Annotated in this window: 20 protein-coding genes; 2 read left to right on the forward strand and 18 right to left on the reverse strand. The window is 63.3% G+C overall.

All coding sequences use genetic code 11. The features are described 5' to 3' along the window. Positions 1-97: 97 nt before the first annotated feature. The gene (locus tag BAUR9175_RS01185; RefSeq protein ID WP_069600301.1) at positions 98-1,303 is read right to left on the reverse strand and encodes a DUF4192 family protein; all 1,206 of its coding nucleotides are present in this window, start codon (positions 1,301-1,303) and stop codon (positions 98-100) included. A gap of 164 nt (positions 1,304-1,467) precedes the next feature. Here BAUR9175_RS01185 and BAUR9175_RS01190 point away from each other — a divergent pair, with 164 nt between their 5' ends. Together BAUR9175_RS01190 and BAUR9175_RS01195 are read left to right on the forward strand one after the other, a co-directional pair. Continuing rightward, positions 1,468-2,259 carry a spermidine synthase gene (locus BAUR9175_RS01190; protein ID WP_069600302.1) on the forward strand — a complete coding sequence of 264 codons (792 nt, stop codon included), beginning with the start codon at positions 1,468-1,470 and terminating at the stop codon, positions 2,257-2,259. Positions 2,260-2,345: 86 nt separating this feature from the next. Then, entirely contained in the window at positions 2,346-4,556 is a 2,211-nt protein-coding gene (locus BAUR9175_RS01195; protein ID WP_009884382.1) for a HelD family protein, read from the forward strand. Between the two features lie 245 nt (positions 4,557-4,801). Here BAUR9175_RS01195 and nrdR read toward each other — a convergent pair whose 3' ends face one another. The 17 genes from nrdR to BAUR9175_RS01280 all read right to left on the reverse strand — a co-directional run bounded on the left by nrdR (position 4,802) and on the right by BAUR9175_RS01280 (position 25,342). Continuing rightward, positions 4,802-5,299, reverse strand: coding sequence for a transcriptional regulator NrdR (nrdR, locus tag BAUR9175_RS01200; RefSeq protein ID WP_009884381.1), 498 nt, complete (start codon positions 5,297-5,299; stop codon positions 4,802-4,804). A 2-nt stretch (positions 5,300-5,301) separates the two neighbouring features. Then, complete coding sequence (hisD, locus tag BAUR9175_RS01205; protein WP_009884380.1) at positions 5,302-6,612, reverse strand: histidinol dehydrogenase; 1,311 nt, start codon at positions 6,610-6,612, stop codon at positions 5,302-5,304. Between the two features lie 29 nt (positions 6,613-6,641). Next, the gene (dnaE, locus tag BAUR9175_RS01210; RefSeq protein ID WP_236850743.1) at positions 6,642-10,151 is read right to left on the reverse strand and encodes a DNA polymerase III subunit alpha; all 3,510 of its coding nucleotides are present in this window, start codon (positions 10,149-10,151) and stop codon (positions 6,642-6,644) included. Between the two features lie 203 nt (positions 10,152-10,354). After that, a complete protein-coding gene (locus BAUR9175_RS01215; protein WP_096162302.1) occupies positions 10,355-11,278 on the reverse strand; it encodes an RluA family pseudouridine synthase in 924 nt (307 codons plus the stop codon). After that, positions 11,271-11,816, reverse strand: a complete 546-nt coding sequence (locus BAUR9175_RS01220; protein ID WP_009884377.1) for a signal peptidase II — start codon at positions 11,814-11,816, stop codon at positions 11,271-11,273. Before BAUR9175_RS01220 ends, BAUR9175_RS01215 begins: the two co-directional genes overlap by 8 nt. Positions 11,817-11,948: 132 nt before the next feature. Then, the gene (locus BAUR9175_RS01225; RefSeq protein ID WP_096162301.1) at positions 11,949-12,788 is read right to left on the reverse strand and encodes a DivIVA domain-containing protein; all 840 of its coding nucleotides are present in this window, start codon (positions 12,786-12,788) and stop codon (positions 11,949-11,951) included. Between the two features lie 262 nt (positions 12,789-13,050). Further along, positions 13,051-13,350: a YggT family protein gene (locus BAUR9175_RS01230; protein WP_069600305.1), complete on the reverse strand. Its 300-nt coding sequence runs from the start codon at positions 13,348-13,350 to the stop codon at positions 13,051-13,053. A 328-nt stretch (positions 13,351-13,678) separates the two neighbouring features. Beyond that, positions 13,679-14,170 carry a cell division protein SepF gene (locus BAUR9175_RS01235; RefSeq protein ID WP_009884374.1) on the reverse strand — a complete coding sequence of 164 codons (492 nt, stop codon included), beginning with the start codon at positions 14,168-14,170 and terminating at the stop codon, positions 13,679-13,681. Between the two features lie 76 nt (positions 14,171-14,246). After that, positions 14,247-15,005, reverse strand: a complete 759-nt coding sequence (gene pgeF / locus BAUR9175_RS01240) for a peptidoglycan editing factor PgeF (RefSeq protein WP_069600306.1) — start codon at positions 15,003-15,005, stop codon at positions 14,247-14,249. 1 nt (position 15,006) lies between these two features. Continuing rightward, entirely contained in the window at positions 15,007-16,188 is a 1,182-nt protein-coding gene (ftsZ, locus tag BAUR9175_RS01245) for a cell division protein FtsZ (RefSeq protein WP_009883149.1), read from the reverse strand. 190 nt (positions 16,189-16,378) lie between these two features. Next, positions 16,379-17,134 (reverse strand): cell division protein FtsQ/DivIB, encoded by a 756-nt coding sequence (locus BAUR9175_RS01250; RefSeq protein ID WP_069600307.1) that lies wholly within the window; start codon positions 17,132-17,134, stop codon positions 16,379-16,381. Between the two features lie 5 nt (positions 17,135-17,139). Next, the gene (gene murC / locus BAUR9175_RS01255) at positions 17,140-18,540 is read right to left on the reverse strand and encodes a UDP-N-acetylmuramate--L-alanine ligase (protein ID WP_096158821.1); all 1,401 of its coding nucleotides are present in this window, start codon (positions 18,538-18,540) and stop codon (positions 17,140-17,142) included. A 2-nt stretch (positions 18,541-18,542) separates the two neighbouring features. Then, positions 18,543-19,643 carry a UDP-N-acetylglucosamine--N-acetylmuramyl-(pentapeptide) pyrophosphoryl-undecaprenol N-acetylglucosamine transferase gene (locus BAUR9175_RS01260; RefSeq protein WP_101582704.1) on the reverse strand — a complete coding sequence of 367 codons (1,101 nt, stop codon included), beginning with the start codon at positions 19,641-19,643 and terminating at the stop codon, positions 18,543-18,545. A gap of 1 nt (position 19,644) precedes the next feature. Continuing rightward, positions 19,645-21,261: a putative lipid II flippase FtsW gene (gene ftsW / locus BAUR9175_RS01265; RefSeq protein WP_096158823.1), complete on the reverse strand. Its 1,617-nt coding sequence runs from the start codon at positions 21,259-21,261 to the stop codon at positions 19,645-19,647. Position 21,262: 1 nt separating this feature from the next. Then, positions 21,263-22,798 carry a UDP-N-acetylmuramoyl-L-alanine--D-glutamate ligase gene (gene murD / locus BAUR9175_RS01270; RefSeq protein ID WP_101582707.1) on the reverse strand — a complete coding sequence of 512 codons (1,536 nt, stop codon included), beginning with the start codon at positions 22,796-22,798 and terminating at the stop codon, positions 21,263-21,265. Then, positions 22,791-23,879, reverse strand: a complete 1,089-nt coding sequence (gene mraY / locus BAUR9175_RS01275; protein ID WP_096147018.1) for a phospho-N-acetylmuramoyl-pentapeptide-transferase — start codon at positions 23,877-23,879, stop codon at positions 22,791-22,793. The genes murD and mraY overlap by 8 nt, the downstream gene beginning before the upstream one ends. Then, positions 23,876-25,342, reverse strand: a complete 1,467-nt coding sequence (locus BAUR9175_RS01280; protein WP_101582709.1) for a UDP-N-acetylmuramoyl-tripeptide--D-alanyl-D-alanine ligase — start codon at positions 25,340-25,342, stop codon at positions 23,876-23,878. The genes mraY and BAUR9175_RS01280 overlap by 4 nt, the downstream gene beginning before the upstream one ends.

Consider the following 25,342-nt stretch of genomic DNA (forward strand, 5'->3'; position numbering starts at 1 on the left):
CCATGATGCTATGACAGGGTCAACACCCAATTTTCGCACGATATTCCCGGCTTTGCGAATTGAGCCCGGGACGGTGAGTCGAGGGTGTGTCACGGCCTCATCCGGGGCCGCGACGCACCGGCATCAGCCACCGTGGGAGATACCCATGTTGAACGGCGTTGATGATCAGTGTAGCCATCGAATGATCAGCATCGAGGTCAAGCCCGGCCTGGGCGTAGTGCTCTGCCATCGTCGACCCTCCCAACGACCATTCGAACCATGCGATCACAGCATAGGCGGTGGCCCGGACATCCGGGTGGCCCAGAGGGATGTAGGCCTCGAGGAACTCGATGCCCAACTGAACATCGCTTGGCTTCGGAGCGCGATCGGACAGGCCCACCATGTGCTGGGCAGCCTGCGGGGATCTTCCATATCGCTGTGCGCGACGGTGCAGCTGTCCGGGACCGCATTTCTTCAGATCAGAGCGTGAGAAGTTCGGGTGGTCGAAGCTGAGGATCATCTCGAGTGCGTCCCGAGACCACTTCTCCCCCAGAATCGCATCGATGGCCATGACCGTCTGCAGCGTCATCAGCTCTGTGAGGGCGGCTCGGTCGATGGGGTCGTCTCCCTCGCTCAGGCGGACCAGCCGCGGATAGACCTCGGAGATGATGTCGAAACCCTCGCCGATGGTCAGCCGGGTGTCTGCGCAGTCTCTGCGGCTGTCTTGGAACTCCGCTGCTGAAACGGGCCTGGCCACGAGCTCCTTCGCTGATGCCGCGGGCGCTGAGCCGCCGGCGATGAGTTCGGTGGCGCAGGCCGAGGTCGCTGCGGCCTCAAGCAGGGTGCTGGTCAGCCCATCGCCATCGATGCGACCGAATCTCTCCTCACTCACCCACCACGCGCCCAGAGTGTCGATGCCTCGGTCCCCCAGCGCCATGGCAATCTCGTCGATGGCGGCCCGGATGAGATCCCGGCGAACGTATGAGTACTCGTCGCCGTTGTCCCCGCCTTGCGCAGGATCTGTGTCCGGCCTCCGCCCTGCCCCGGGCAGATCGCGCTGATATTCCGAGTCGTAGAGGGCCAGGAACACTCCCGAGGCGGCGCAGGCTCCGGCGATGAGATCGCTGTACCACTGCCCTCCCTCGGCAACGATGTGCGCGGCCGTCTCCAGGTCGAAGTCGACGCGCAGCGTCGTGGCACATGACTGACCGCCGTCTTCGTCGGTTCCCACGATGATGGCCACAAGGCTCTCGCGTGGAATGTAGCCGAGCGTATGGGGCACGATTCCGATGATGTCTTCTGCTGTCTTCGCTGTCGTCTGCATGGGATCACTTCAGCTTCTCCTCTGCCGGAATGACCAGGGTTGATCAGATGCCTGTGGATTCGCTCGAAGCATCCACAGGCCGAGAGCACATGAGTCCGGTCCGCTGTCCCCACGCTGCGACACCCGGAATTGCCACCGAGGCACATCTGGCATACAAGTGAGGGGTGGCGAAACGACGGATATACACAGCACCCGGCTCACAAGTCGTCGATATCTCGACCGGCACCGCGCGGCTGGAGAAGGTCGACGGTGAGGTCGACAGCTACGTCCTTCATGTCAACGGTGTGCCGTCTTCGTCGATCACTCTGAGTGAGCCGACTCGTCTGGACTTCGAATATCTGGATTGGATGTCGCGGATCATCGACGTCCAGTTCGCACCGGGACCGCTGCGAGCGGTCCACATCGGGGCCGCCGGATGCGCCCTCGCTCGTGCCCTCCATGCACAGCGCCCGGGGTCGAAGCAGACGGCAATCGACATCGACCCGGTTCTCCTCGACTATTCGCGCGACTGGTTTGATCTGCCGCGCTCCCCCGCGCTTGCACTGCGCGCCGGCGACGGTGCCCTCGAAGTTGAGAAGTTCCGGCCCGACACCCTTGATGTGCTCATCCGTGATGCCTTCGATCACGACTCTGTGCCCCCGACGCTGCAGACTTCGGAGTTCTTCACCACCAGCGCACGAATCCTCAAGGACACGGGGGTCTATATCGCCAACGTCCCCGACTCCGGCGACCATCGGGTCCTCCGGGCCGAGCTTGAGCTGCTGTACTCTGCCTTCGACCACGTTGCTGCGGCCGCCGAACCGGGGATTCTCAAGGGCCGTCGACGCGGCAATGTGGTCGTCATCGCCTCGGCTTCTCCACTGGAAGTGCCCGAACTCGACAGGAGTCTGCGGACCGCCGCGACCATGGCGACCTTCCTTTCCGGGCACAGTCTGAAGTCGCGGCTGGGGCTGTGACGGAACACACCAGCATTGTTTCAGTGCTTCCAACTACTCCCGGTGAGAAAAGTTCGGCATAATGGAATGCCGATTGGGAAGGTGAGATGACCGAGACTTCAGAAATACGCGTCGAGCAGGTCAAGCTTGACGAGCTCTATGCACGACTCGACGAATTGCGAGATGAGGCCACGGCCCGACTGGGCAAGGTGAGGATCTCCGAGGTCGGCGGCAATCATCAGCACCGGAGTGAGCGCGATGCGTTCGCAACTCTGTATGAGGACCAGCTGATCCGACTCAACAGCGCTGAGGACGGGCTGTGCTTCGGCCGTCTCGATCTCAGATCGGACGCGGAGCCCAGCTATATCGGACGGATCGGGCTCACCGACGCCAACCGTCAGCAGATCCTCATCGACTGGCGTGCTCCGGCCTCGGAGCGCTTCTACCAGTCGACTGCTGCCAATCCGGCCGGTGTCATCCGGCGTCGCCATCTGGTGACGAAGAACCGCACGGTCACCGACCTCGAGGACGATGTGCTCGACATCGAGGCCCTCGATGATGATGAACGGTCGAATCTGCAGGGCGAGGGCGCGCTGATCGCGGCCCTGACCAATCACCGCACCGGTCGCATGGGCGATATCGTCGCAACCATTCAGGCCGAGCAGGACGCCATCATCCGCCAGCCGCTGCAGGGTGTGCTCGTCGTCCAAGGCGGACCGGGAACAGGGAAGACGGCGGTGGCACTCCACCGTGCGGCCTTCCTCCTCTACCGTCACCGGGAGCGCATCGCGAAATCGGGTGTGCTGCTGGTCGGCCCCTCGGCGGTGTTCCTCAAGTACATCGAGAAGGTCCTGCCCAGCCTCGGCGAAACGGGTGCCCTTCTGCTCACCCCCGGACAGCTCTACCCCGGTCTCGAGACCGAGCTGAGCGATGACACGGATGTCGCGGTGATCAAGGGGCGATCCGAGATGGCCACGGTGCTGAGGAATCACATCGCCAACTACGAGCGGATCCCCGAGCAGGACGAAGAGCTGCGAGTCGGCTCGCACACCATCTGGCTGCGTCGCCGCGACGTGCGCGGGGCCCGCGATCGAGCCCGTCGCAGCGGTGACGCTCACAATGCCGCCCGCAACGGCTTCGTCTCCGGTCTGCTCAAGACCCTCGCAGAGGATCTGGCACGGCAGATGGGCCTCGACGGTGCAGGTGAGCGACTGCCGGAGCTGATGGACGAACTGCGTTCGAGCGTGGACGTGCGCCGGGCTCTCAATCTCGCCTGGTTCCCCATCAGTCCCGCTGCGGCTCTGCGTGCGTTGCTGTCCAAGCCGCACAAGCTGCAGGCCGCCGCCGAGCGACTGCTGTCCCCCGAAGACCAGCAGAGACTGATCCGCCCTGCGAACGCAGAGCTGACCATCGAGGACGTTCCTCTCCTCGACGAGCTCGCGGAGCTGCTCGGCAGCAGCCCGCAGCAGACTGCCGCGCGCGATGAATCGGCTCGGGAATACGCCGAGGCGGTCCTCGACATGACGGACACCTCGGCTCTCATCGATGCGGAGACACTGGCTGCCCGATGGGAGGAGGAAGGCCCGACAGTCACGTTGGCCGAGCGTGCGCTCGACGATCGCGAATGGACCTACGGCCACCTCGTCGTCGACGAGGCTCAGGAACTCTCCCCCATGCAGTGGCGGGTGCTCTTCCGTCGAGTTCCGTCGAAGTCCGCGACTGTCGTGGGTGACCTGGCTCAGTCCTCGCACGTGGACAACACCCGGACTTGGAATTCCATCCTGTCCGAGTTCGTCGGCGATCGCTACAGCCTGCAGGTGCTCACCGTCTCCTACCGAACTCCGCAGTCGGTCATGGACCTGGCTAACCGCTACCTGCATCGCCATTTCCCGCAGCTCGAACTCGTCGAATCGGTTCGCCAGGGCGGTCCCGACCCACGAATGGACTCGTTCTCCTCGACGCAGGAGACACTCGCGGCACTCGTTCCCACTGTCAGGGATGAGGTCGAGACCGTCGGCGGCGGCAAGATCGCCGTGATCGCTGCGCGCGATCTCATCGATTCCGTCGCCGAGGTGCTGGCCGGCTTCGACATCGGCCGTTCAGTCACCGGCCTCGACCATCAGATCGCGGTCATCACCGCTCAGCAGGCGAAGGGCCTGGAATTCGATTCCGTGGTCATCGTCGAACCCGGTCTGATCGCTCCCGAGGGGCACGAAGACGGGGTCGGAGCGCTCTATGTGTCGTTGACCCGTACGACGGATAGGCTGCGGATCTTGGCTTCTGCGCCGACCGAGCTGTCAGAGCTCATCGCAGACTGAGGCAGGCTGACCTCCCGGTCTCTCAGCACGCCTGAGAGAAGACGAACAGAGGGCGCATCGGAATCATTCCCGATGCGCCCTCTGTCGTCGTGGAGCAAGTCTCACGGAGAAATTAAAGGGCCGCTTGACGGTTCGGCTTCCCCTCCGAACCGCAAGCGGCCGCGCGCCGAAGCGCGCACTGTCAATATTACACAAGAATCGGTGCGCTGGACTACTCCGCTCACAGAATTCTGTCGGTGATTTTCTCAGGCTTGGAAATCTTCGGGAATTGCCTGCCTGGCATCGCCCGATTTCAATGCGGCGTCGGCACGCAGCGAGTCGATCGCCGCCTCGAAGTCTTCGAGGGAGTCGAAGCCCTGGTAGACGCTGGCGAATCTCAGGTAGGCGACCTGGTCGAGTTCGCGCAGCGGTTCGAGGATGCTCAGACCCACCTCGTCGGCATCGATCTCGGCGATCCCTTTGGACCGAATGTCTTCTTCGACCTTCTGCGCGAGCTTCGCCAGGTCGTCGTCATTGACCGGACGCCCCTGGCAGGCCTTGCGCACACCCGACATGATCTTCTGTCGGGAGAACTCCTCGGTCACACCGGAACGCTTGATCACCGAGAGGCTGGTCGCCTCCATGGTCGTGAAGCGGCGCCCGCAATGACGGCACTGCCGGCGACGCCGGATCGCGGCGCCGTCTTCGCTGGTCCGCGAATCGACGACTCGGGAATCTGATTCACGACAGAACGGACAACGCATATCTACTCCTCGAACCGGATGCTGACGGCGCGACCGTGGGCGGGCAGCTGTTCACTGTCGGCCAGCACCTCGATGTGGTCGGCGACCTCGGCCAGTGCCGAACGGTCATAGTCGATGACCTGGCTGACCTTGATGAATGAGTGCACTCCGAGGCCGGAGCCGTGTGCCGCGGTTCCCATGGTGGGCAGGACGTGGTTCGAGCCTGCGCAGTAGTCGCCCAGGGACACCGGGGACCAATCTCCGACGAACACCGCTCCCCCGTTGGTGATGCGGGCAGCGACGGTATCAGCCTCGGCGGTGTGGACCTCGACGTGCTCCCCGGCGTAGCCGTTTACGACATCGATTCCTGCGTCGATATCGTCGACGAGGACGATGGCGGACTGCTGACCCGACAGTGCGGTGTTGATCCGCGCTTCGTGTGCGGCGGCCGGGACCTGGGTGAGCAGTTCTACCTGGACCCGTTCGGAGAGTTCGGTCGAGTCCGTAACGAGAACGGAGGCCGCCAGTTCGTCGTGTTCGGCTTGGCTGATGAGATCGGCGGCGACGAAGGCCGGATCGGCGTTCGCGTCTGCGAGGATGATGATTTCGGTGGGTCCGGCCACGGCGTCGATGCCGACCTGGGATCGCATGAGCGATTTGGCGGCGGCGACGTAGGCGTTGCCCGGACCGGTGATGAGGTCGACGGGGTCGAGCTGCTCCTCATCATCGAGGCCGTAGGCCAGCGCTCCGATGGCTTGGGCACCGCCCATGGCCCAGACCTCGTCGACGCCGAGGATGTGGGCTGTGGCGAGCACCGTGGGGTGGGGCAGTCCGTTGCTCTGCGGTGGGCTGGCGATAGCCAGTGAGGCTGACCCTGCAGCCTGTGCCGGCACGACGTTCATCACGACGGTCGATGGGTAGACTGCCAGCCCGCCGGGAACATAGAGACCGACTCGTTCGATCGGCAGGTGCCGTGTCGTCACGTGCGCACCGGAGGCCAACTGTGTGCGGACGTCTGTGGGTCGCTGGTCCGCAGCAACCTTCCTGGCTCGGGAGATCGATTCGACCAGGGCAGCCTTGACCGAGGGGTCCAGTTCGGCTTCGGCGCGTTCCAGTTCGGAGGCGGGCACACGCAGCGACTCAAGGGTGACCGAGTCGAACCTCTCGGTGAATTCCTTCACGGCACGGGTTCCCCCAGCCTGTACCTGAGCCAGGAGCTCGGCGACTCGTCGTTCGATGTCGGCATGCGTCTCGGCGGCACGAGGCAGTCTCTGCTTGAGGAATCGCTTGTTCAGTCTCTCGCCGCGGAAGTCCAGAATGTTCACCCGCACCATTCTAGTCCCCGCCCTCACCGCTCGTGTTCTCAGGCTGTCAGACAGCGGGATCCCAGCAGTGCCTTGAGGTCACCGTAGAGGCTCGGATTGGGATCGACGCGGATGGCGCGATCCAGACGCATCACCGTCTGCCGGCCCGGCTGCGAGAGCACCAGGTGCACATCGGTCTGGCCCTTGTGGGATTCGAGGACCTGGAGCAGCTTCGAGGCCATCTCCTCTGTGGCCTTCTCCATCGGCAGCATGAGGTTGAGCGGACGATCCTTCGGGTCGGTGACATCGGGAATCGTCATCGACATCGCCATCATCGACGTCGGGCGGTCATCGGAATGGCGGATGCGTCCGGTCAGCGAGATGACGAGGTCGTTGGTCAGCAGGCTCGCCACAGGTTCGTAGGTGTCACCGAAGAACATGACCTCCACCTCGGCGTTCAGGTCCTCCACGGTCACGATCGCGTACGGCTTGCCTGAGTTCTTCGACACCTTGCGGCTGACTTGGGTGATCATGCCGCAGATCTTGACCTGCGATCCATCGTGGCGGTGGGACTCCGGATCCACCACCTCGGCGATGGAGGCCTCCGACTCAGCTGCCAGGACTCCTTCGAGACCATTGAGCGGGTGGTCGGAGACGTAGAGGCCGATCATGTCGCGTTCGAACGCGAGCTTCTCCTTCTTCTCCCATTCCGGTCGGTCGGGAATCGCCACGGAGAAGCTCGGCTCGTCATCGTCCCCGCCGAGTCCGGCGAACAGATCGAACTGGCCGTTGGCCTCCTGACGTTTGACGCCGATGACCGAGTCGACGGCCTCCTCATGGACCTCGACGAGTGATCTGCGAGTCTGGCCCAGCGAATCGAAGCCGCCGGCCTTGATGAGCGATTCGATCGTGCGCTTGTTGCAGACGTGGCTGGGCACCTTGTCGAGGAAGTCCGTGAAGGAGGTGTATGCCCCCTTCTCCCCACGGGCTTCGACGATGCCGTCGACGACGTTGGCGCCGACGTTGCGCACGGCTCCCATACCGAAGCGGATGTCCTCACCGACTGGGGTGAAGTGCAGGGCCGAGTCGTTGACGTCTGGCGGCAGCACCGTGATGCCCAGGCGTCGACACTCATTGAGGTAGATCGCGAGTTTGTCCTTGTTGTCGCCCACCGAGGTGAGCAGCGCGGCCATGTACTCCGCCGTGTAGTGAGCCTTGAGGAAGGCCGTCCAATAGGACACGAGACCGTAGGCCGCCGAGTGGGCCTTGTTGAACGCATAGTCGGAGAAGGGCAGCAGAATGTCCCACAGGGCCTGCGCCGCCGCCTCGGAGTAGCCGCGTTCCTTCATGCCGCCGAAGAAGCCGACCTGCTGTTTGTCCAGCTCGGACTTCTTCTTCTTGCCCATGGCGCGACGCAGAATATCCGCCTGGCCCAGCGAGTACCCGGCGACCTTCTGCGCGATCGCCATCACCTGCTCCTGGTAGATGATGAGACCGTAGGTCGTGCCGAGGATATCCTCGAGAGGCTCCTCGAGCTCCGGATGGATCGGGGTGACCTCCTGCAGACCGTTCTTGCGCAGCGCGAAGTTCGTGTGGGAGTCGGCACCCATGGGGCCCGGACGGTAGAGCGCAATCGTTGCGGAGATGTCTTCGAAGTTGTCCGGCTTCATCAGTCGCAGCAGGGCGCGCAGTCCACCGCCGTCGAGCTGGAACACGCCGAGTGTGTCACCACGGGAGAGCAGATCGTAGGCCCCGCGGTCGTCGAGGTCGAGGTGTTCGAGATCGAGATCGTAATCGCGGTTCGCTTTGATGTTCTCAACCGCGTCGGAGATGATCGTGAGGTTTCTCAGCCCCAGGAAGTCCATCTTGATCAGTCCGAGGCCCTCAGAGGTGGGGTAGTCGAACTGGGTGATGACCTGGCCGTCCTGGAAACGACGCATGATCGGAATGACATCGATGATCGGGTCCGAGGACATGATCACTCCGGCAGCGTGGACGCCCCACTGCCGCTTCAGTCCCTCGATGCCCTTCGCCGTCTCGAAGGTCTCACGCGCATCCGGGTCGGAGTCGACGAATTCTCTGAACTCCCCCGCCTCGTTGTAGCGCTTCGATTCGGCGTTCTCGATGTCGGCCAGCGGAATGTCCTTGGCCATCTCGGCCGGGGGCAGAGCCTTGGTCAGACGCTCCCCCATCGAGAACGGCTTGCCGAGGACGCGCGCGGAGTCCTTGAGCGCCATCTTCGTCTTGATCGTGCCGTAGGTGACGATCATGGCGACACGTTCGTCACCGTACTTCCGTGTCACATAGTCGATGACCTCGCCGCGGCGACGATCATCGAAGTCGACGTCGAAGTCGGGCATGGAGACACGGTCAGGGTTGAGGAAGCGCTCGAAGAACAGTCCGTGCTTGAGCGGGTCGAGGTCGGTGATGCGCATCGCGTAGGCGACCATAGAGCCGGCACCCGAACCACGTCCGGGTCCGACGCGGATGCCGTTGTCCTTCGACCAGTTGATGAAGTCGGCGACGACGAGGAAGTAACCGGGGAAGCCCATCGAGATGATGACGTCGAGCTCGTAGTCGGCCTGCTTGCGCACATCGTCGGGGATTCCTCCCGGGTACCGGTATTCGAGTCCCGTCTGCACCTCTTTGACCAGCCAGGACGTTTCGTCTTCGCCGGGAGGGCAGGGGAACTTCGGCATGTAGTTCGCCGAGGTGTCGAAGGAGACTTCGCACTTCTCGGCGATCTCGAGGGTGTTGTCGCAGGCCTCGGGGAATTCGGAGAACAGGGCGCGCATCTCCGCACCCGATTTGAGGTAGTAGCCGGATCCGGAGAAGGCGAAGCGGGAGCCGCCCTGGTCATAGGTGGGCTCGATGAGCTTCGACCCGGATTGGATGGCCAGCAGCGCTTCGTGGGCCTTCGCATCGGACTCATGCGTGTAGTGCAGGTCGTTGGTCGCGACCAAGGGAATGTCCATCTCCTTCGACAGACGGATGAGGTCCTTGGTCACACGCTTTTCGATCGAGAGCCCATGGTCCATGAGCTCGACATAGTAGTTGTCCTTGCCGAACATCTCACGGTATTTGCCGGCAGCGGCCCTGGCCTCTTCGTACTGCCCGAGGCGCAGGCGGACCTGGATCTCCCCCGAGGGACAGCCCGTGGTCGCGATGAGCCCCTCCGAGTAGGTCTCGAGCAGGTCCTGGTCGATGCGCGGCCACTTGCTGAAGACAGAGTCGAGGGAAGCGTAGGACGAGGCCTTGAAGAGATTGCGCATGCCCGTGTTGTTGCGTGAGAGCAGGGTCATGTGGGTGTAGGCACCACCGCCGGAGAGATCGTCACGTTTCTGCGACTCATCCGTGCGCCATTTCACCCTGGTCTTATCGCGCCGGTCGGTGCCGGGAGTGACATAGGCCTCGACGCCGATGATGGGTTTGATGCCGGCTGCGGTCGCCTGCGACCAGAAGTCGAAGGCACCGAAGAGATAGCCGTGGTCCGTGGTCGCGATGGCCGACATTCCCGATGCCTTGGTCGCGGCCATCAGGTCCGTGAGTCGGGCGGCTCCGTCCAACATGGAGTATTCGGTGTGGACGTGAAGATGGACGAAATCGTCTTTCGGCACTGACAGCCTTCCCTCAGATATGACCTTTGCTGCGACCCCCAGCTTAGACCATCTCCGGGTCTGCCAGCGGAGCCCGAAACGCCACCTCGGCGACCGAGAAGATGTCGGTCAGCGAGGTGGCGCTACGGAGCTGCGACGCAGTTTCCGAGGTGAGATCAGGACGTACGGATGCGATCGATCGCGTACTGCAGGTCCTCGGGGTATCCGCTCTCGAATTCGACCCATTCGTTCGACTCCGGGTGATGGAAGCCGAGCTTGACGGCGTGCAGCCATTGACGTTCCAGGTGAAGGTCCTTGGCCAGAGTCGGATCCGCACCGTAGGGAAGATCACCGACGCAGGGGCGTTTCAGCGCAGAGAAGTGGACTCGGATCTGGTGGGTGCGCCCGGTTTCGAGATGCACCTCGACCAGGGACGCTCGTCGGTGAGCTTCGAGCACCTCATAGTGGGTGATCGCGTTCTTACCTCCGCTGTGGACGGCGTAGAGACCGTCATGGCGAGGGTTGCGGGCGATGGGCGCGTCGATGGTGCCGAGCACAGGATCCGGCAGTCCCTGGACGACGGCGTGATAGGTCTTCTCCACGGTGCGTTCCTTGAACGCGCGTTTGAGCACGCTGTAGGCGTATTCGCTCTTTGCGATGACCATCAGGCCCGAGGTGCCGACGTCGAGGCGCTGGACGATTCCCTGTCGTTCGGGTGCACCCGAGGTCGCGATTCTGAAGCCGGCTGCGGCGAGTCCGCCCACGACGGTCCTCCCCTTCCAGCCCAGTGCCGGGTGAGCGGCGACGCCGACGGGTTTGTCGACGACGACGAAGGAATCCTCGTCGTGGACGACCTTCATTCCGGGCACGGGATCCGGGACGACTTCCAGCGGTCGCGGAGGTTCGGGCATCTCGATGTCCAGACGCTCTCCGGCGGAGACCCGATCCGATTTTGCGACGACCTGTCCTGACAGCTGCACGCCCCCTTCGGCGCAGATGTCGGCGGCTGCTGTGCGGGAGAGCCCCAGCAGCTTCGACAGCGCAGAGTCCACCCGTTGGGCTTCGAGGCCCTCGGGTACCAGGATCGAGCGTTCAGCCATGTGTGTCCTCTCCGACCGTGTTCTCGTGCTTCGAGTCCGATCCGTCCAGTTCAATGCCTTTGAGGCTGACGACCACGAGGGTGACAGCCGCTGCGGATATCGCAATGTCAGCGACATTGCAGATGAAAAACGATAGGTCGATGAAATCGACTACGGCACCGTGGAGGAATCCCGGTTGTCGGAACAGCCGGTCCACGAGGTTGCCGAACAGTCCGCCCAACAGCAGACCCAGTCCGATGGCCCAGGCCACGGAGCCCAACTTCCTCGACAACATGATGATCGCGACGAAGACAGCGATTGCGATGAGAGGGAAGATCCACGTCACACCGGACCCGAGTCCGAGTGCCGCACCTGGGTTCCGATAGAAGTTGAAGCCTGCCAGAGTGCCGATGACGGCGACTGGCTCCTGTCCTTCGAGAAATCGGACCGCGAGGAACTTCGTGAACTGATCCACGATAAGGACGATCCCGGCAATGCCGAACAGCATCCCGAGCATTCTGCGCCGCCGGGGTCTTGTCTCAGTGGCATCATCGTTCATTTGGCTCATTCTAACTCACTGACTGATGACGCGATGGCACGGAAGGAGCCGTTATGCGCCATCTCACCCGGGCACGAACAAGGCCCGGGATCTCCATGGAGCTCCCGGACCTTGCGTGTCTGCTGTGACGAATCAGAGTTTGTGATTCGACGACGAACCGAAGGAGTTCCCGTCCAGGGTCTCCGGTGCCAGACTTGTCGAATTCTCGAGGTCGCGCAGCTGATCGTTGAGGTAGCTCTTGAGCCGCGTGCGGTACTGACGCTCGAAGTTCGAGAGCTGATCGATGGAGCGCTCGAGGGTCGACTTCTGGGTTTCCAGGGTCGACAGTGTCTCGTCGCGCTTGGTCTCAGCCTTGCCAACGATGTCCTTGGCTTCGGTCTCTGCAGACCTGATGAGCTCGTCGCGGCGGCGTTCGCCTTCAGCCACATGCTCGTCGTGGACGCGCTGTGCAAGAGCGATGAGCCCGTGGGCGTCGCCGTCTCCGCTGCCGAGACCCGAACCGAGGCCGAGACCAGCGGCTGTGCCTGCTGCAGCAGCTGGTGCTGCGTTGTTGCCGGCAGAAGCAGATTCCTTCGCTGCAGGAGCCTGAGCGGCAGGTGCTGCTTCCTTGACTGCAGGTGCGGAAGGCTGTTCGGTGGTTTCCGGGACAGCAGGTGCTGCTGGGGTCTGCTCCTGCTTCGGCGCTTCGGCGGCCTTCTTCGAGGAGGGAGCCGGCACCGCGGCAGGCATTGCCTGAGTGGCGTCGATGTCCTTAGCGGGTGCGGCAGCAGATGCTCCGCCGGCGTCGAGCTCCTTGACGCGCTGTTCGGCGGTGGAGAGCTTCTGACGAAGTTCGTCGTTCTCCTGGTAGAGACGGCGGATCTCTACGACTACCTCATCGAGGAAATCGTCGACTTCATCCTGGTCGTACCCGTCGCGGAACTTCACATGCTGGAACCGCTTGTTTACTACGTCTTCAGGCGTGAGCGCCATGAGGTCACCTTTGGTCGATCTACATTCATTACGCTGCCGCCTTAAAGACGGCTTCAACGTCACATTAGCGTAACACCTGCAGTTTTGTCCTGCAGAAATGCCGTGTCGCAATTTTCATATGACGAAGTTGTAATAATCGAGCCTAGCAACACCCGGTTCTGTTCCGCGAACTGAGCACCTTCTCAGGACAGCCGCAGTGATGCGTGTAACAGTAGTGAAACGAAGAGGAAGCTCGTGCTGTAAGTGTTCTCAGCGAGTTGCTTCAGGCGCTCACCCTCGAGAAGTTGAACAGAACAGATGCAAGGATCTGGATTCCGATCAGCAGCACGATGAAGCCCAGATCCAGTGAGATCTGACCCAGGCGCAGGGGCGGAATCACCTTGCGCAGGAGGCGCAGCGGCGGATCGGTCAGCGTGTACACGATCTCTGCCAGAACAAGGAAGAAACCAGCAGGTTTCCATTCGCGTGAGAAGACCTGGACGAGGTCGAGGACGACTCGCGCCAGCAGAACATAGACGTAAAGACTGAGTGCCGTGCCGAGGATGTAGAAGATGATGGCCACGTGTTTCCTCGTACCTTTCTTTGGTGCTTAGCTGTCGATCCCCAGCGTATACGGTCGAGCTGAGGATGAGATCAGAATGACTTCGACCAGAGCCCGAACGCGTTGCACGGACTACGCCCCAGCAGGTCCGACCGGGTGATCTCAGTTCAGTTCCGGGCGGGTGATCTCAGTGCTGGTCCAGGCGAATTCGCCTGAGTTCGCGAGGTTCAGTTCTGGTCGATGAGGCTGCGTCTGAGTTGACGCAACCCCGCTCCGGTTGAACGTGCCCAACTCTGGTTGAACGAATCTGAGTTCTGTTTGAACGGGACTCAGTTCTGTTGAACCAGTCTCAGCTCTGGTTGAAGAAGCTCGCCTGGGTGTCGGGGTCGGACTCGTTCTCGCCGCTGACCTCGATGTCCTCAGGGGTGAGAAGAAACACCTTGTTGGTCACACGCTCGATCGAGCCGTGCAGACCGAAGATCAGGCCGGCGGAGAAGTCGACGAGGCGCTTTGAGTTGTTCTCGTCCATTTCGGACAGGTTCATGATCACCGGGGTTCCCTCACGGAACGCGGCACCGATCACCATCGCGTCGTTGTAGCTGCGGGGGTGGATTGTCTTAATGCGGTTCATGGAGATTCCTGGCGCGGGAGAGTCGACTGGACGAATCGGTGACGGATGGATCGGCGTCACCTGGGCGGAGGGCCGTTCCTCTTCTTCCTCGACATGATCGTCGACGGGCTCTTCGTAGGTGTCGATGACCTCGCGGTCACGACGTTCGATGGGCTCGTCCTCTTCTTCGACGAAACCCAGGTATTCCAGCGTCTTCTTGATTGCTGACATTTTTCCACTCCTCGGCCTTCGGCACTTCCTCGCCTGCCGCCAAACTATCTCAACAGACCGGCCTGGCGGGTGAGTCTCATGGGTGTGTCGTGGGGTTTTCTTCCTGGAGCCAGACCACGCCTGCGAATCTGCCTGTGCTCTGGTGTCTGCGGTAGGAGAACAGGTCCTCGGACTCGCGGGTGCAGGTGCGGGAGAAATGATCGATGTGCACGTCCGCCCGACGCAGCTGTTCGGCCACTGCCCCGGCGACGTCAAGTGCCGGGGTTCCGGTCACCGACACCGAGGCGGCCACTGGTTCGACCGCTGCGACTTCGTCCCTCATCGCGGCCGGGACCTCGTAGCACCGTGGGCACACAGAGGGTCCGATGATCGCGTGGATGTTCGCAGCGCCCAGATCCCGCATATGGGTGATCGTCTCCGCCACCACGCCTGCGGCCATTCCGGGGCGTCCGGCATGAATCGCGCCGATGACTCCGACGTCCGGGTCCGCGAGCATGATCGGTGTGCAGTCTGCGACCATGATGGCCAAGCCGATGCCACCGCGGGTGGTGACCTGCGCATCTGCCGTCGCCGGAGCCTCCCGCAGCTGCTCCGGTGACTCGACGGTGTGCACGTCGGTCCCGTGGACCTGGGACACGAAGCTCAGTCGTTCTCCGCTCAGCCCGAGGACCTGGGCCAGAGCTGCGCGGTTCGCTGCGACCAGCTCATCATCGTCCCCGACGTGTCGTGCGAGGTTGAATGATGACAGATCTCCCCTCGAGTAGCCGCCGTGCCGGTCGGTGAACGCCACATGTGCGTTCAGCCTTCCGGGGACGACGAATCTCGAGTGCAGCATGTTACTTCAGGAAATCCGGGATATCGAGGTCGTTGTCGAAGCTCGATGAGCTGCGCTCGTTGGGCAGTGAGGTCGGAATCTGATGATCCTCGTTGCGAGGCTCAGGCTCGGCCGCTGCCGCTGGTGCAGCGGGCTCGGCGTCTTCTGCCGGCGGTGCGGATTCGATGTCCGAGGGATTCGTCGCCATCGGGATCGAGGCAGGAGCAGCCTCGACCGGGGCTGAATCCTGACCGGCGACCGTGTTGTCGAATCCGGCGGCGATGACCGTGACGCGGCATTCGTCGCCGATGTTGTCATCGATGACTGCACCGAAGATGATGTTGGCTTCGGGGTGTGCAGCCTCCTGCACCAGACGAGCAGCTTCGTTGACTTCGAACAGGCCGAGGTCGGCACCGCCCTGGATGCAGAACAGCACGCCGTGGGCGCCGTCGATGCTGGCCTCGAGCAGAGGCGAGGCGATGGCGGATTCGGCGGCCTGGACGGCACGGTCATCACCGGTCGCAGCTCCGATGCCCATGAGCGCGGTTCCGGCGTCCTGCATGACCGACTTCACGTCGGCGAAGTCGAGGTTGATAAGTCCCGGGACGGAGATCAGGTCCGTGATGCCCTGGACACCCGAGCGCAGGACCTCATCGGCCGAACGGAACGCGTCGACGACGGAGACGCTGCGGTCCGAGATGGAGAGCAGACGGTCGTTGGGGATGACGATGAGGGTGTCGACCTCTTCGCGCAGTGCCGCGATGCCTGCCTCGGCCTGCGCGGAACGACGACGTCCCTCGAAGGTGAATGGGCGGGTGACGACACCGATCGTCAGTGCTCCCAGAGATCGTGCGACACGAGCCACGACAGGGGCTGCGCCCGTGCCGGTTCCGCCGCCTTCGCCTGCGGTGACGAAGACCATGTCGGCACCATCGAGTGCGTCGCGGATGGCTTCTTCGCTGGAGTCTGCGGCCTTCCGGCCGATCTCCGGATCAGCACCGGCACCGAGTCCGCGAGTCTGGTCGCGGCCGATCTCCAGCTTCACATCTGCGTCCGAGAGCACGAGTGCCTGGGCGTCCGTGTTGATCGCGATGAACTCCACGCCGCGCAAACCGACGTCGATCATCCTCTGAACAGCGTTGACACCGCCGCCGCCGGTACCGGCAACCTTGATATCCGCTCCGGAATTTGGGAATTCAGCCAAGTCGGTTCCTCTTTCGGCGCATCGTCCACGCATCATCTGCGTGCAAATTCGAAAAGTCTTCTTTGCCCTGAGGCTATTGTCCGGGGCAACACCACTGCAACCATTCTCGCCGGAGTGTCGGACATCGGCCAAACTTCAGCCCCGGTGTGTCGGCGGCAATGAGAGGCAACTGCTCCGGAATCGACGGTTTTCAGTTCGTCACGGGCACCGAGGGGACGGAGACGTCGATCTCGGTGCGTCCGTCGGCCGCCAGCTGCAGCGCGGTGCGCATCTTCAGGCCGGCGCTCGAGTCGTCACCGAAGACCACCTTCGCCTTCGTCTTTCCGGTGTCGATGACCCCTGACAGGTTCTTCTCATCCTTCGCCTGGATCGAGTGCAGGTCGGAGCGCAGCTTGGGTGGTAGCTCGGCCATGAAGCGGATCACGGCGGCCACCGTCTTCTCATCGGGTGCGCCCCCGGACTCTTTGAGCACGGTCACACCCTTCGGCGCCTTCTTGACGGTGCCAAGGTTCACGGCCTCATCGTCGAAGAGCTCGTATCCGTCACTCGTTGTGATCGCCAGAACCGGGTCCCTGTCGGTGATTTCGATGCTCAGGCTGCGCGGACCTGAGTAGTGCACCGAGGCCTCCTTCGCGCGGGGGAACTCCTTGAGCACGTTCTTCTCCACGGTTCCCGGTCGGACCTGGGGAAGCGGTGTCCCTCCCTCGGTGCGGAGAACCTCCTCAGTGACCTTCTCACCGTCGACCAGGTTACTGTCCTTGACGCTGACCTTGTCCAAGGCCAGCAGGGGCGAGAACCAGAGCACAGCGACGATGATGAGGACCGCAGCGACTGCGCCGATGAGAATCAGGCGGGAGCGCCACACCTGTCTCCGGCGGGCACGGATGACCCCGGTGAGGTCCGCGGTCGAGTTGTCGTCGGTGCGCGGTTCGGGAAGAGGCACCACGGGGTTCAGGCCTCCAGCGCGGTGAGCAGCTCAGGACCGAGGATCGTCACATCCCCGGCACCGAGGGTGAGCACGAGATCGCCGGGACGCACCCGTGCGGCCACGTAGGGCACCGCTTCGCTGAATGACTCGACGAAGGTCACATTCTCGTGTGGGACACGATCGGCGATGAGCGCACCGGTGACACCTGGCACCGGATCCTCCCGGGCGGGGAACACGTCGAGGACGACCACCTCGTCGGCAAGTCCGAGCGCCTCACCGAATTCGGTCCGGAACTCCATCGTGCGTGAGTACAGGTGCGGCTGGAAGATCGCCCACACCCGGCCTTCGTCGGTGACGACCCCGCGGGCCGCACTGAGAACGGCGCGCAGCTCTGTCGGGTGGTGGGCATAGTCGTCGATGACACGGACTCCCGCGGCGATTCCGCGCTCTTCGAAGCGGCGTCGAGTTCCTCCGTAGCCTCCGAGACCGCTGGCCGCCTTGGCCACATCGGCACCGAGGCTGTGGGCGACTGCGATCGCCGCCGTCGCATTGAGGGCGTTGTGGGTGCCCGGCTGCCGCAGCGCCACCGGCAATGGCTCTGCCTGTCCCGGGACGTCGAGAACGAATTCCGAGACCAGGCCCGATTGAAGTTCACGCAGGCGCACATCGGCTGACTCCGAGGTGCCGTAGAGGATGACCGACGTTCCCTGTGCCCGGGCCTGTTGGGCTACGTCGAGCGAACCCGGGTCATCGGCGCACGCGATGACGGTGCCGCCGTCGGCACCGATCCCAGCACAGAATTCGACGAACGCCTCCCGCACCTTCTCTGGAGTCCCGTAGTAGTCCAGGTGGTCCGCTTCGACGTTGGTGAGGATGCCGATGGTGGGTTCGTAGAGCAGGAACGAGCCGTCCGATTCGTCGGCTTCTGCGACGAAGACGTCTCCGGTCCCCAGGTGGGCGTTGGTGCCTGTGGTCGACAGCACTCCCCCGATGACGAACGAGGGGTCGAGCCCGCATGCCTGCAGCGCGACGGTCGTCATGGAGGTTGTCGTGGTCTTGCCATGGGTTCCGGCCACCGCCACGGCCCGTTTGCCCGCCATCAGTGAGGCCAGGGCTCCCGAGCGGTGCAGGATCCGCAGACCCCTGCGTTCGGCTTCGACGAGTTCGGGGTTGTCCTTGCGGATGGCTGAGGAGATGACCAGTGTGTCGGCCTCGCCGAGGTTGTCCGCCGAGTGTCCGATCTCGACTCTGGCACCCAGCGTGCGCAGAACGTCGACGCCTGCTGATCCCTTCGCATCGGAACCGGAGACTGCGACGCCGTTCATCACCATGATCCGCGCGATCCCGGACATGCCCGAACCGCCGATTCCGATGAAGTGGACGGCACCGAGTTCTGTGGCCGGGACGATTTCAGGTGTTGACATGTTCAACCTCTCAGAACGCGGGTTGCGATTGTGGCCATGGTGGTGGCGGCGTTGGTCGGATAGTGCAGATCGAGGGCCGCTGCGCTCATGGCATCCAGGCGGGCCTGGTCGCTCACCAGCGGCAGAATCTGATCGGTCACGGTCGACGGGGAGAATTCCGCATTGTCGACGAGCAGCGAGGCTCCGGCCTTGACGCTTCCGGCTGCGTTGAGGCGCTGTTCACCGTTGCCGATGGCCAAGGGAACGTAGAGGGCGGGAACCCCGACCACGGTGGCTTCGGAGACGGTGGCGGCTCCCGAACGTGCCACGAGCAGGTCCGCGACCGCGTATGCTCTGTGCATTCCGTCGACGTAGTCGACGACGTGATAGTCAGGCAGCTGGGCCGCGGCTTCCCGCAGGGCGTCGTCCTTACCGGCTCCGGTGATGTGGAGGACCTGGACCCCGGCCTCCTGGCACAGAGGTGCTGCTGCGAGGAATGCGTCGTTGATGCGCTGTGCGCCTGAGGAGCCACCGGTCACGACCAGTACGGGTTTGTCATCGCTCAGGCCGAGGTCGGCCCGCCATGCCTGTCGTTGGGCGGAGTCGCTGCGGTCCAACGAGGAGATCTCGGTCGGCATCGGCATGCCGACCAGCGTCGAATTGCGCAGCTTCGTGTCGGGGAAGGTGGCCCCGACCAGACCTTGCGTCGTCAGGGCCGCGCCGAGGCGGTTCGCCATTCCGGGCTTCGCATTGGCTTCGTGGACGAGCAGTGGGATCTTCGCCTGTTTGGCTGCGATGAACGCCGGTGGGCAGACATACCCGCCGACTCCGACCACTGCCTTGACGTCACGTTCGGCGATGATCTTCTTGACGTGGGAGATATTGGCGGCGAATCGTTTGGGGAACTTCAGCGCGGCGGGCGAGATCGAACGCGGCATGGGAACCTTGTCGATCGTGAGGAGTTCGAAGCCGGCCTTCGGAACGATGTCGGCTTCGAGCCCGTCTGCGGTTCCCAGCGCGAAGACGTCCCACTCGGGATGGTTGGCACGCAGCTCACGGCCGATCGCCAGCATGGGCGATATGTGTCCGGTGGTGCCTCCACCGGCAAGGAGAATGCTCGTCATCTCACTTCTTTCTCTTTCTGGCAAGTACGGCGAACGACGATCTCACTCGATCTTTGTGCACCTTGATCGCGGCGGGTGCACCGTCCTCTGTTCTGGCGAAGGACAGTATCACCCCGACGGCGAGCAGAGACGCGACGATGGAGGATCCGCCATAGGACACGAAGGGCAGGGGCAGGCCGATGACCGGCAGAAGTCCGGTCACGACAGCGATGTTGATTGCGGCCTGGCCGATCAGCCAGGCGAAGAGTCCGGCCGTGGTGATCTGGATGAATCTGGACTTCGAGCGCAGGATGACCCGAATCATTCCGCAGGCCAGGGCCACGAACATCAGGATCACGGCCAGTGAGCCGAGGAGTCCGAGTTCTTCGCCGATGATGGCGAAGATGAAGTCGTTGTGAGCCTCGGGCAGCCAGGACCATTTCTCTCGGCTGGCACCGAGCCCCACTCCCAGCCAACCACCGGAGGCCAATGAGAACAGTCCGTGGTTGGACTGCCAGGCCTGGCCGGTGATGTCGGAGGCGCTCTGGTCTGCGTGGCCGGTGAGTGCCGCGGTGATGCGATTGAGCCGGTTCTCCGAACTGAAGACGAAGAACGCGGCGACAGCGGCCAAGCCGCCGAAGAGCAGAAGGAAGTACTTCCATGGGAAGAAGCCGATGAACAGACACACGAGTGCCATGGCCATGAGCACCAAGGCCGTGCCGAGGTCGTTGCCGCCGACGACGAGGCCGACAGCGAGGATGATGCCCGGGACGACGGGGATCATGGCGTGGCCGAAGGTCGTCATCTTTCCATATTTGCTGGCCAGCACGGCTCCCAGCCACACGGCCAGGGCAATCTTGAGGAATTCGGAGGGCTGCAGCTGGAAGCCGCCGAACTGGATCCAGTTGGCGTTGCCCTTCGTTGACTTGCCGAGTCCGGGGATGAAGACGGACGCCTGCATGCCCACGCCGAGCAGCAGCGCCCACCATGACACTTTCCGCCACACGTGGACCGGGAAAAACGAGGCCGCGACCATGAGGATGATGCCCAACGCGACGAACCCCGCCTGCTTGTTGAAGTAGGCGAAGGACGATCCCTCTCCCCCGTCGTAGGAGGTGATGGAGGACGCCGAGAGGACCATGACGAGTCCGAGCGACGTCAGCGCGAGGACCGAGACGAGAATCAGATAGTAGGTCGTGAGCGGGTAGGCAGAGACTCGCCCGAACTCACGGCGCACAGTCGACAGCATGGTCCGTACGGCACCGGTCCCGGGTCGATTCTCTGTATCGGTCGCCTGAGGGCTGTGAGCGCTCGTCGCCTGTTTCCGGGTGCGTGAGGCGCTGGCCCCGGCGGGCTTCTTCGGCGAGTGTTTCTTCGGTGCCTGTTTCTTCGCTGACTGCTTCGTCGCGGCCGACTTCGTGGCCACAGACTTCTTCGCTGTCGACTTCTGCTGCGACTGAGTCGCCTGCTGTGACAGCGGCTTGGGCTTCGACTGCGACAGCGACTTCTGCTGGGACCGAGGCTTCCGCTGAGGCTGTGACTGCGACTTCTGCTGTGACTGCGACTTCTGCTGTGACTGCGGTTTCACGGCCTGGGGCTTGCGCTTGGCCTGCGGCTTCGCGGTTGTCTGCCGTCCCATCTCAGCTCCCCAGGTGTGCGTGGACAGCCTGAGTGAAGAGTTCACCTCGAGTGTTGTAGTTGAGGAATTGGTCCATGCTTGCTGCTGCAGGAGCCAACAGCACGGTGTCACCGGAGGTGGCGATGCCCGCAGCGGCTTCCACTGCGGCAGCGACCACGGCTTCACCGCGACGTCGAGGCACGCCCGAGTCCACCGCGAGTGCGGGCTCGATCCGGATCACGTCGAGATCGGGAGCGGTCGCCGCGATGGCATCGCGGAAGGCTGAGTCATCGGATCCGATGAGCACAAGCGCGCGCAGCCGGTGTCCGTGGTCGGCGAAGAGAGAGGTGAAGTCCGCCCCTTTGGGCAGTCCTCCGGCGATCCAGACGATCGAGTCGAAGCTGCCGAGCGAGGCATTGGCGGCGTGTGTGTTCGTCGCCTTCGAATCATCGACCCAGGTGATCCCGTTGTTCTCCGCGACGGTGACCATGCGGTGGGCTCCAAGTGAGTGGTTCTTCAGTCCCTCAGAGATGGCCTGACCAGGTACCCCGATGCTCCGTGCCAGGGCAGCGGCAGCGAGTGCGTTCGCAACCTGGTGGTCTGCTGGAGCACGGCCGGGAACTCCGGTCGCCGCGGCCACATCGTCCAAGGATGCGAGTTCGGCGGCCGAGGAGTAGCGCTGTGGGATGAAGGCACGATCGACGAGGATGTCCTCGACGACGCCCAGCTCTCCCGGACGCGGAATTCCTGTGGTGAAGCCGATGGCCTTAGCCCCGTCGACGACGTCGGCCTCTTCGACCATGTGCAGGGTCACCTCGTCGGCGACGTTGTAGATGCACGCGGTCTTCGCCTGATGGTAGATCTTGGCCTTCGCGGCCACGTAGGCGTCGGCGCTGCCGTGCCAGTCCAGATGATCGGGGGCGATATTGAGCACGGCGGCGGCATCGGCGCTCAGCGAATACTGCCAGTGGAGCTGGAAGCTCGAGAGTTCGATGGCCAGGACCTCAAGGCCAGGTTCGAGGACGGCCTCGAGCAGCGGTGCTCCGATGTTTCCGCACGCCTTGGCCTTCATGCCATTGGCCACGAGCATCGATTCGAGCATCGTCGTGGTCGTGGTCTTGCCGTTGGTGCCGGTGATGGCCAACCAGGTGGCGTCGTTGGTGCCGCGGATGCGCCATGCCAACTCGACTTCGCCGATCACGGGCACCCCCGCCTCGGCGGCGGCCAGAAGCAGCGGGTGGTCGGGCCGCCAGCCCGGGGAGGTCACAACCAGATCGAGGGCTTCCTCGGGCAGCGAGGTGACGTGCTGCTCTCCGCGTCGGATGTCGACGTCGAAGACCTCGAGGATCTGGATCTTCTCGCTGACATCGGCATGCTCATCACCGTCGACGACGATGACGTCTGCGCCACGTTCGCCGAGGTGGACCGCCGCAGGGAATCCCGTCACACCGAGACCGGTGACGAGGATCCGCAGGCCGTCCAATGACGAGCTCGGCCCCTCGAGTGCGGCCGGGATCGCGTCGGCGTTCGGATAGTCCGTGCGGGGATTCTCAGCCAACGCGAGACACCCATTCGGCGTAGAAGAGGCAGATTCCGGCGATGACGAAGAGCGCTGCGATGATCCAGAACCGGACCACGATGGTGACTTCGGCCCATCCCTTGAGTTCGAAGTGATGTTGGAGCGGTGCCATTCGGAACACGCGTTTCCCGGTGGTCTTGAACGACACGACCTGGATGATCACGGAGAGGGTGATGATGACGAAGAGACCGCCGAGGACAACGAGCAGAAGTTCGGTCCGCGACATGATCGCGAGACCGGCGATTGCGCCGCCGATGGCCAGAGAACCGGTGTCGCCCATGAAGATCTTCGCCGGGGAGGTGTTGAACCACAGGAAGCCGAAGCAGGCGGCTGCCATAGCGCCGGCGACCATCGCGAGATCACGTGGGTCGCGCATGTAGTAGCAGGCGTTGGTGGCGTCCGTCATCAGGTTGCAGTTCTGTGTCGACTGCCAGGTGCCGATGACGACGTAGGCGGCGAAGACGACCACCGAGGCGCCGGCTGCCAGACCGTCGAGGCCGTCGGTGAGGTTCACTGCGTTGGATACCGCGGTGACGATGAGGTTGGCCCAGATGACGAAGAGGATGAGACCGAGGACCGCGGACCCGAAAGCCAGATCGAGGTTGGTATCGCGGATGAACGACACCTTCGTCGATGCCGGCGTCTCTCCGAACGAGTTCGGGAACTGCAGTGCCAGAACTGCGAAGGAGATTCCGACGAAGGCCTGGCCGAGCAGCTTCGGCACCGGGCGCAGGCCCAGTGAGCGCTGCCTCTTGATCTTGATGAAGTCGTCGAGGAAGCCGACGACGCCGAGTCCGGCGGCAAGCCAGAGGACGAGGAGTCCGGAGGCCGTCGGGACCGACCCTGTGAACAGGTGCCCGAGAAGGTAGGCGAGGATGGCGGCACCGATGATGACGACGCCGCCCATGGTCGGTGTGCCGCGCTTCGTGGCATGCGACGTCGGGCCGTCATCACGGACGAACTGGCCGTAGCCTCGTTTGACGAGAACACGGATGAACAGCGGTGTGCCGACCAGCGCGAAGATCAGTGCCAGACAGGCAGCAAGCAGTACGGCGATCATTGGCCCCCCGATACACCGGCGATTTCATCTCCAAGATAGCGCAGACCGGCATCTCTGGAGGATTTGAACAAGACGATGTCTCCCGGAGCCAGTTCCGCGTTCAGGAGGTCCCTAGCCTCAGCAGCGGTGGGAACCCAGGCTGCTTCGTTGCCCCATGAACCTTCGAGGTTCGCGGCATTGAAGATGGGCTTTGCTCCGTCGCCGACGACGATGGTGCGAGTGATGTTGAGTCGTACGACGAGTTCTCCGATGTCGGAGTGGGCTGAGATCGATTCGTCGCCGAGCTCGAGCATTTCACCGAGGACTGCGAAGGTCCGCCGTGGTCGGCTCTCCTCGTCGCCGCGGCCCATCGATGCCAGCGTCTTCAACGAGGCTCGCATTGATTCCGGGTTCGCGTTGTACGCGTCGTTGAGCACGGTCACACCGGACGGGGAGTCGATGAGCTCCATCCTCCACCGGCTCGCGGCCGAGGAAGTGGAGAGTGTGGTCACGATGGACTTCATGCCCACCCCGCAGGCGTGGGCGATGGCGGCCGAGGCAAGTGCGTTGCCGACATGGTGTTCGCCGATCAGGGCCAGGCGCACGTCCTGCGGCTCTTCACCGGGCAGGTTCAGTGAGAAGGTGGCGTGTCCCGAGGCGTCGGTGGTGACACCAGTTCCGCGCACGACCGAGTCCTCGTCCGCAACCCATTCGGGCAGTGACTCACGCTGTGAGAACCACAGGGTGCTGACATCGGGTGAGAGGACCTCACGCATCCCGGCCACTCGTGAGTCATCGGCGTTGAGGATCGCGACGGATCCTGCTGTCAGGGACTCGACGAGCTCGGCCTTGGCCCGCGCGGTGTTCTCGATCGAGCCGAACACGCCGGAGTGGGCTGTGCCGACTGCGAGTTCGACCGCAATATCGGGGCGGACCAGGCTGGTGAGGTAGGCCAGGTTGCCGATGGATCGGGCACCCATCTCGAGGACGAGGAAGCGGGTGGTCTCCCCTGCCCGCAGCGCGGTCAATGGCACGCCGACCTCGTTGTTGTATGAGTTGGGCGGCCATACCGTCTCGTCCTCGCCGGCGAGCAGGTCGGCGGCGAGATCCTTCACCGTCGTCTTGCCGACCGAGCCGGTGATCGCGATGACCGTGATCTCACCGGCCTCACGCAGCGATTCGATATTGCACTTGGCCAACTGGCCCAGCGCCTCCGTGGCATCGGAGACGAGGACGGTGGGCAGCGTCGCATCGTCAAGGGTGGGGACGGATTCGCCGATGATCAGCGCTGCGCCGGCCTCGACGGCTGCCGCTGCGAATTCGATGCCGTCGAAGGATTCACCTCGGCGGGCAACGTAGATATCGCCGGGTCCGACTTCTCTCGAATCGGTTACCACTCCGGCGGACAATTTGGTCTCGGGGTCAACGCCGTACAACTCGCCGGAGACGGCGGTTGCTATTTCGGCTGCACTCAGTCGCTTCAT

This window comes from Brevibacterium aurantiacum, assembly GCF_900169065.1.
GTDB lineage: Bacteria > Actinomycetota > Actinomycetes > Actinomycetales > Brevibacteriaceae > Brevibacterium > Brevibacterium aurantiacum.

Excerpts from the sequence above, each read along its gene's own strand:
- murC (WP_096158821.1), bottom strand. The coding sequence starts at position 18,540 with ATGTCAACACCTGAAATCGTCCCGGCCACAGAACTCGGTGCCGTCCAC.
- BAUR9175_RS01195 (WP_009884382.1), top strand. The coding sequence starts at position 2,346 with ATGACCGAGACTTCAGAAATACGCGTCGAGCAGGTCAAGCTTGACGAG.
- BAUR9175_RS01215 (WP_096162302.1), bottom strand. The coding sequence starts at position 11,278 with ATGGCTGAACGCTCGATCCTGGTACCCGAGGGCCTCGAAGCCCAACGG.
- BAUR9175_RS01280 (WP_101582709.1), bottom strand. The coding sequence starts at position 25,342 with ATGAAGCGACTGAGTGCAGCCGAAATAGCAACCGCCGTCTCCGGCGAG.
- BAUR9175_RS01235 (WP_009884374.1), bottom strand. The coding sequence starts at position 14,170 with ATGTCAGCAATCAAGAAGACGCTGGAATACCTGGGTTTCGTCGAAGAA.
- BAUR9175_RS01185 (WP_069600301.1), bottom strand. The coding sequence starts at position 1,303 with ATGCAGACGACAGCGAAGACAGCAGAAGACATCATCGGAATCGTGCCC.
- nrdR (WP_009884381.1), bottom strand. The coding sequence starts at position 5,299 with ATGCGTTGTCCGTTCTGTCGTGAATCAGATTCCCGAGTCGTCGATTCG.
- ftsW (WP_096158823.1), bottom strand. The coding sequence starts at position 21,261 with ATGGGACGGCAGACAACCGCGAAGCCGCAGGCCAAGCGCAAGCCCCAG.
- BAUR9175_RS01220 (WP_009884377.1), bottom strand. The coding sequence starts at position 11,816 with ATGAACGATGATGCCACTGAGACAAGACCCCGGCGGCGCAGAATGCTC.
- BAUR9175_RS01225 (WP_096162301.1), bottom strand. The coding sequence starts at position 12,788 with ATGGCGCTCACGCCTGAAGACGTAGTAAACAAGCGGTTCCAGCATGTG.
- mraY (WP_096147018.1), bottom strand. The coding sequence starts at position 23,879 with ATGATCGCCGTACTGCTTGCTGCCTGTCTGGCACTGATCTTCGCGCTG.
- hisD (WP_009884380.1), bottom strand. The coding sequence starts at position 6,612 with ATGGTGCGGGTGAACATTCTGGACTTCCGCGGCGAGAGACTGAACAAG.
- BAUR9175_RS01260 (WP_101582704.1), bottom strand. The coding sequence starts at position 19,643 with ATGACGAGCATTCTCCTTGCCGGTGGAGGCACCACCGGACACATATCG.
- dnaE (WP_236850743.1), bottom strand. The coding sequence starts at position 10,151 with ATGTTGGACGGAGCCGCCCGACTCACGGACCTGATGGCCGCGACCAAG.
- pgeF (WP_069600306.1), bottom strand. The coding sequence starts at position 15,005 with ATGCTGCACTCGAGATTCGTCGTCCCCGGAAGGCTGAACGCACATGTG.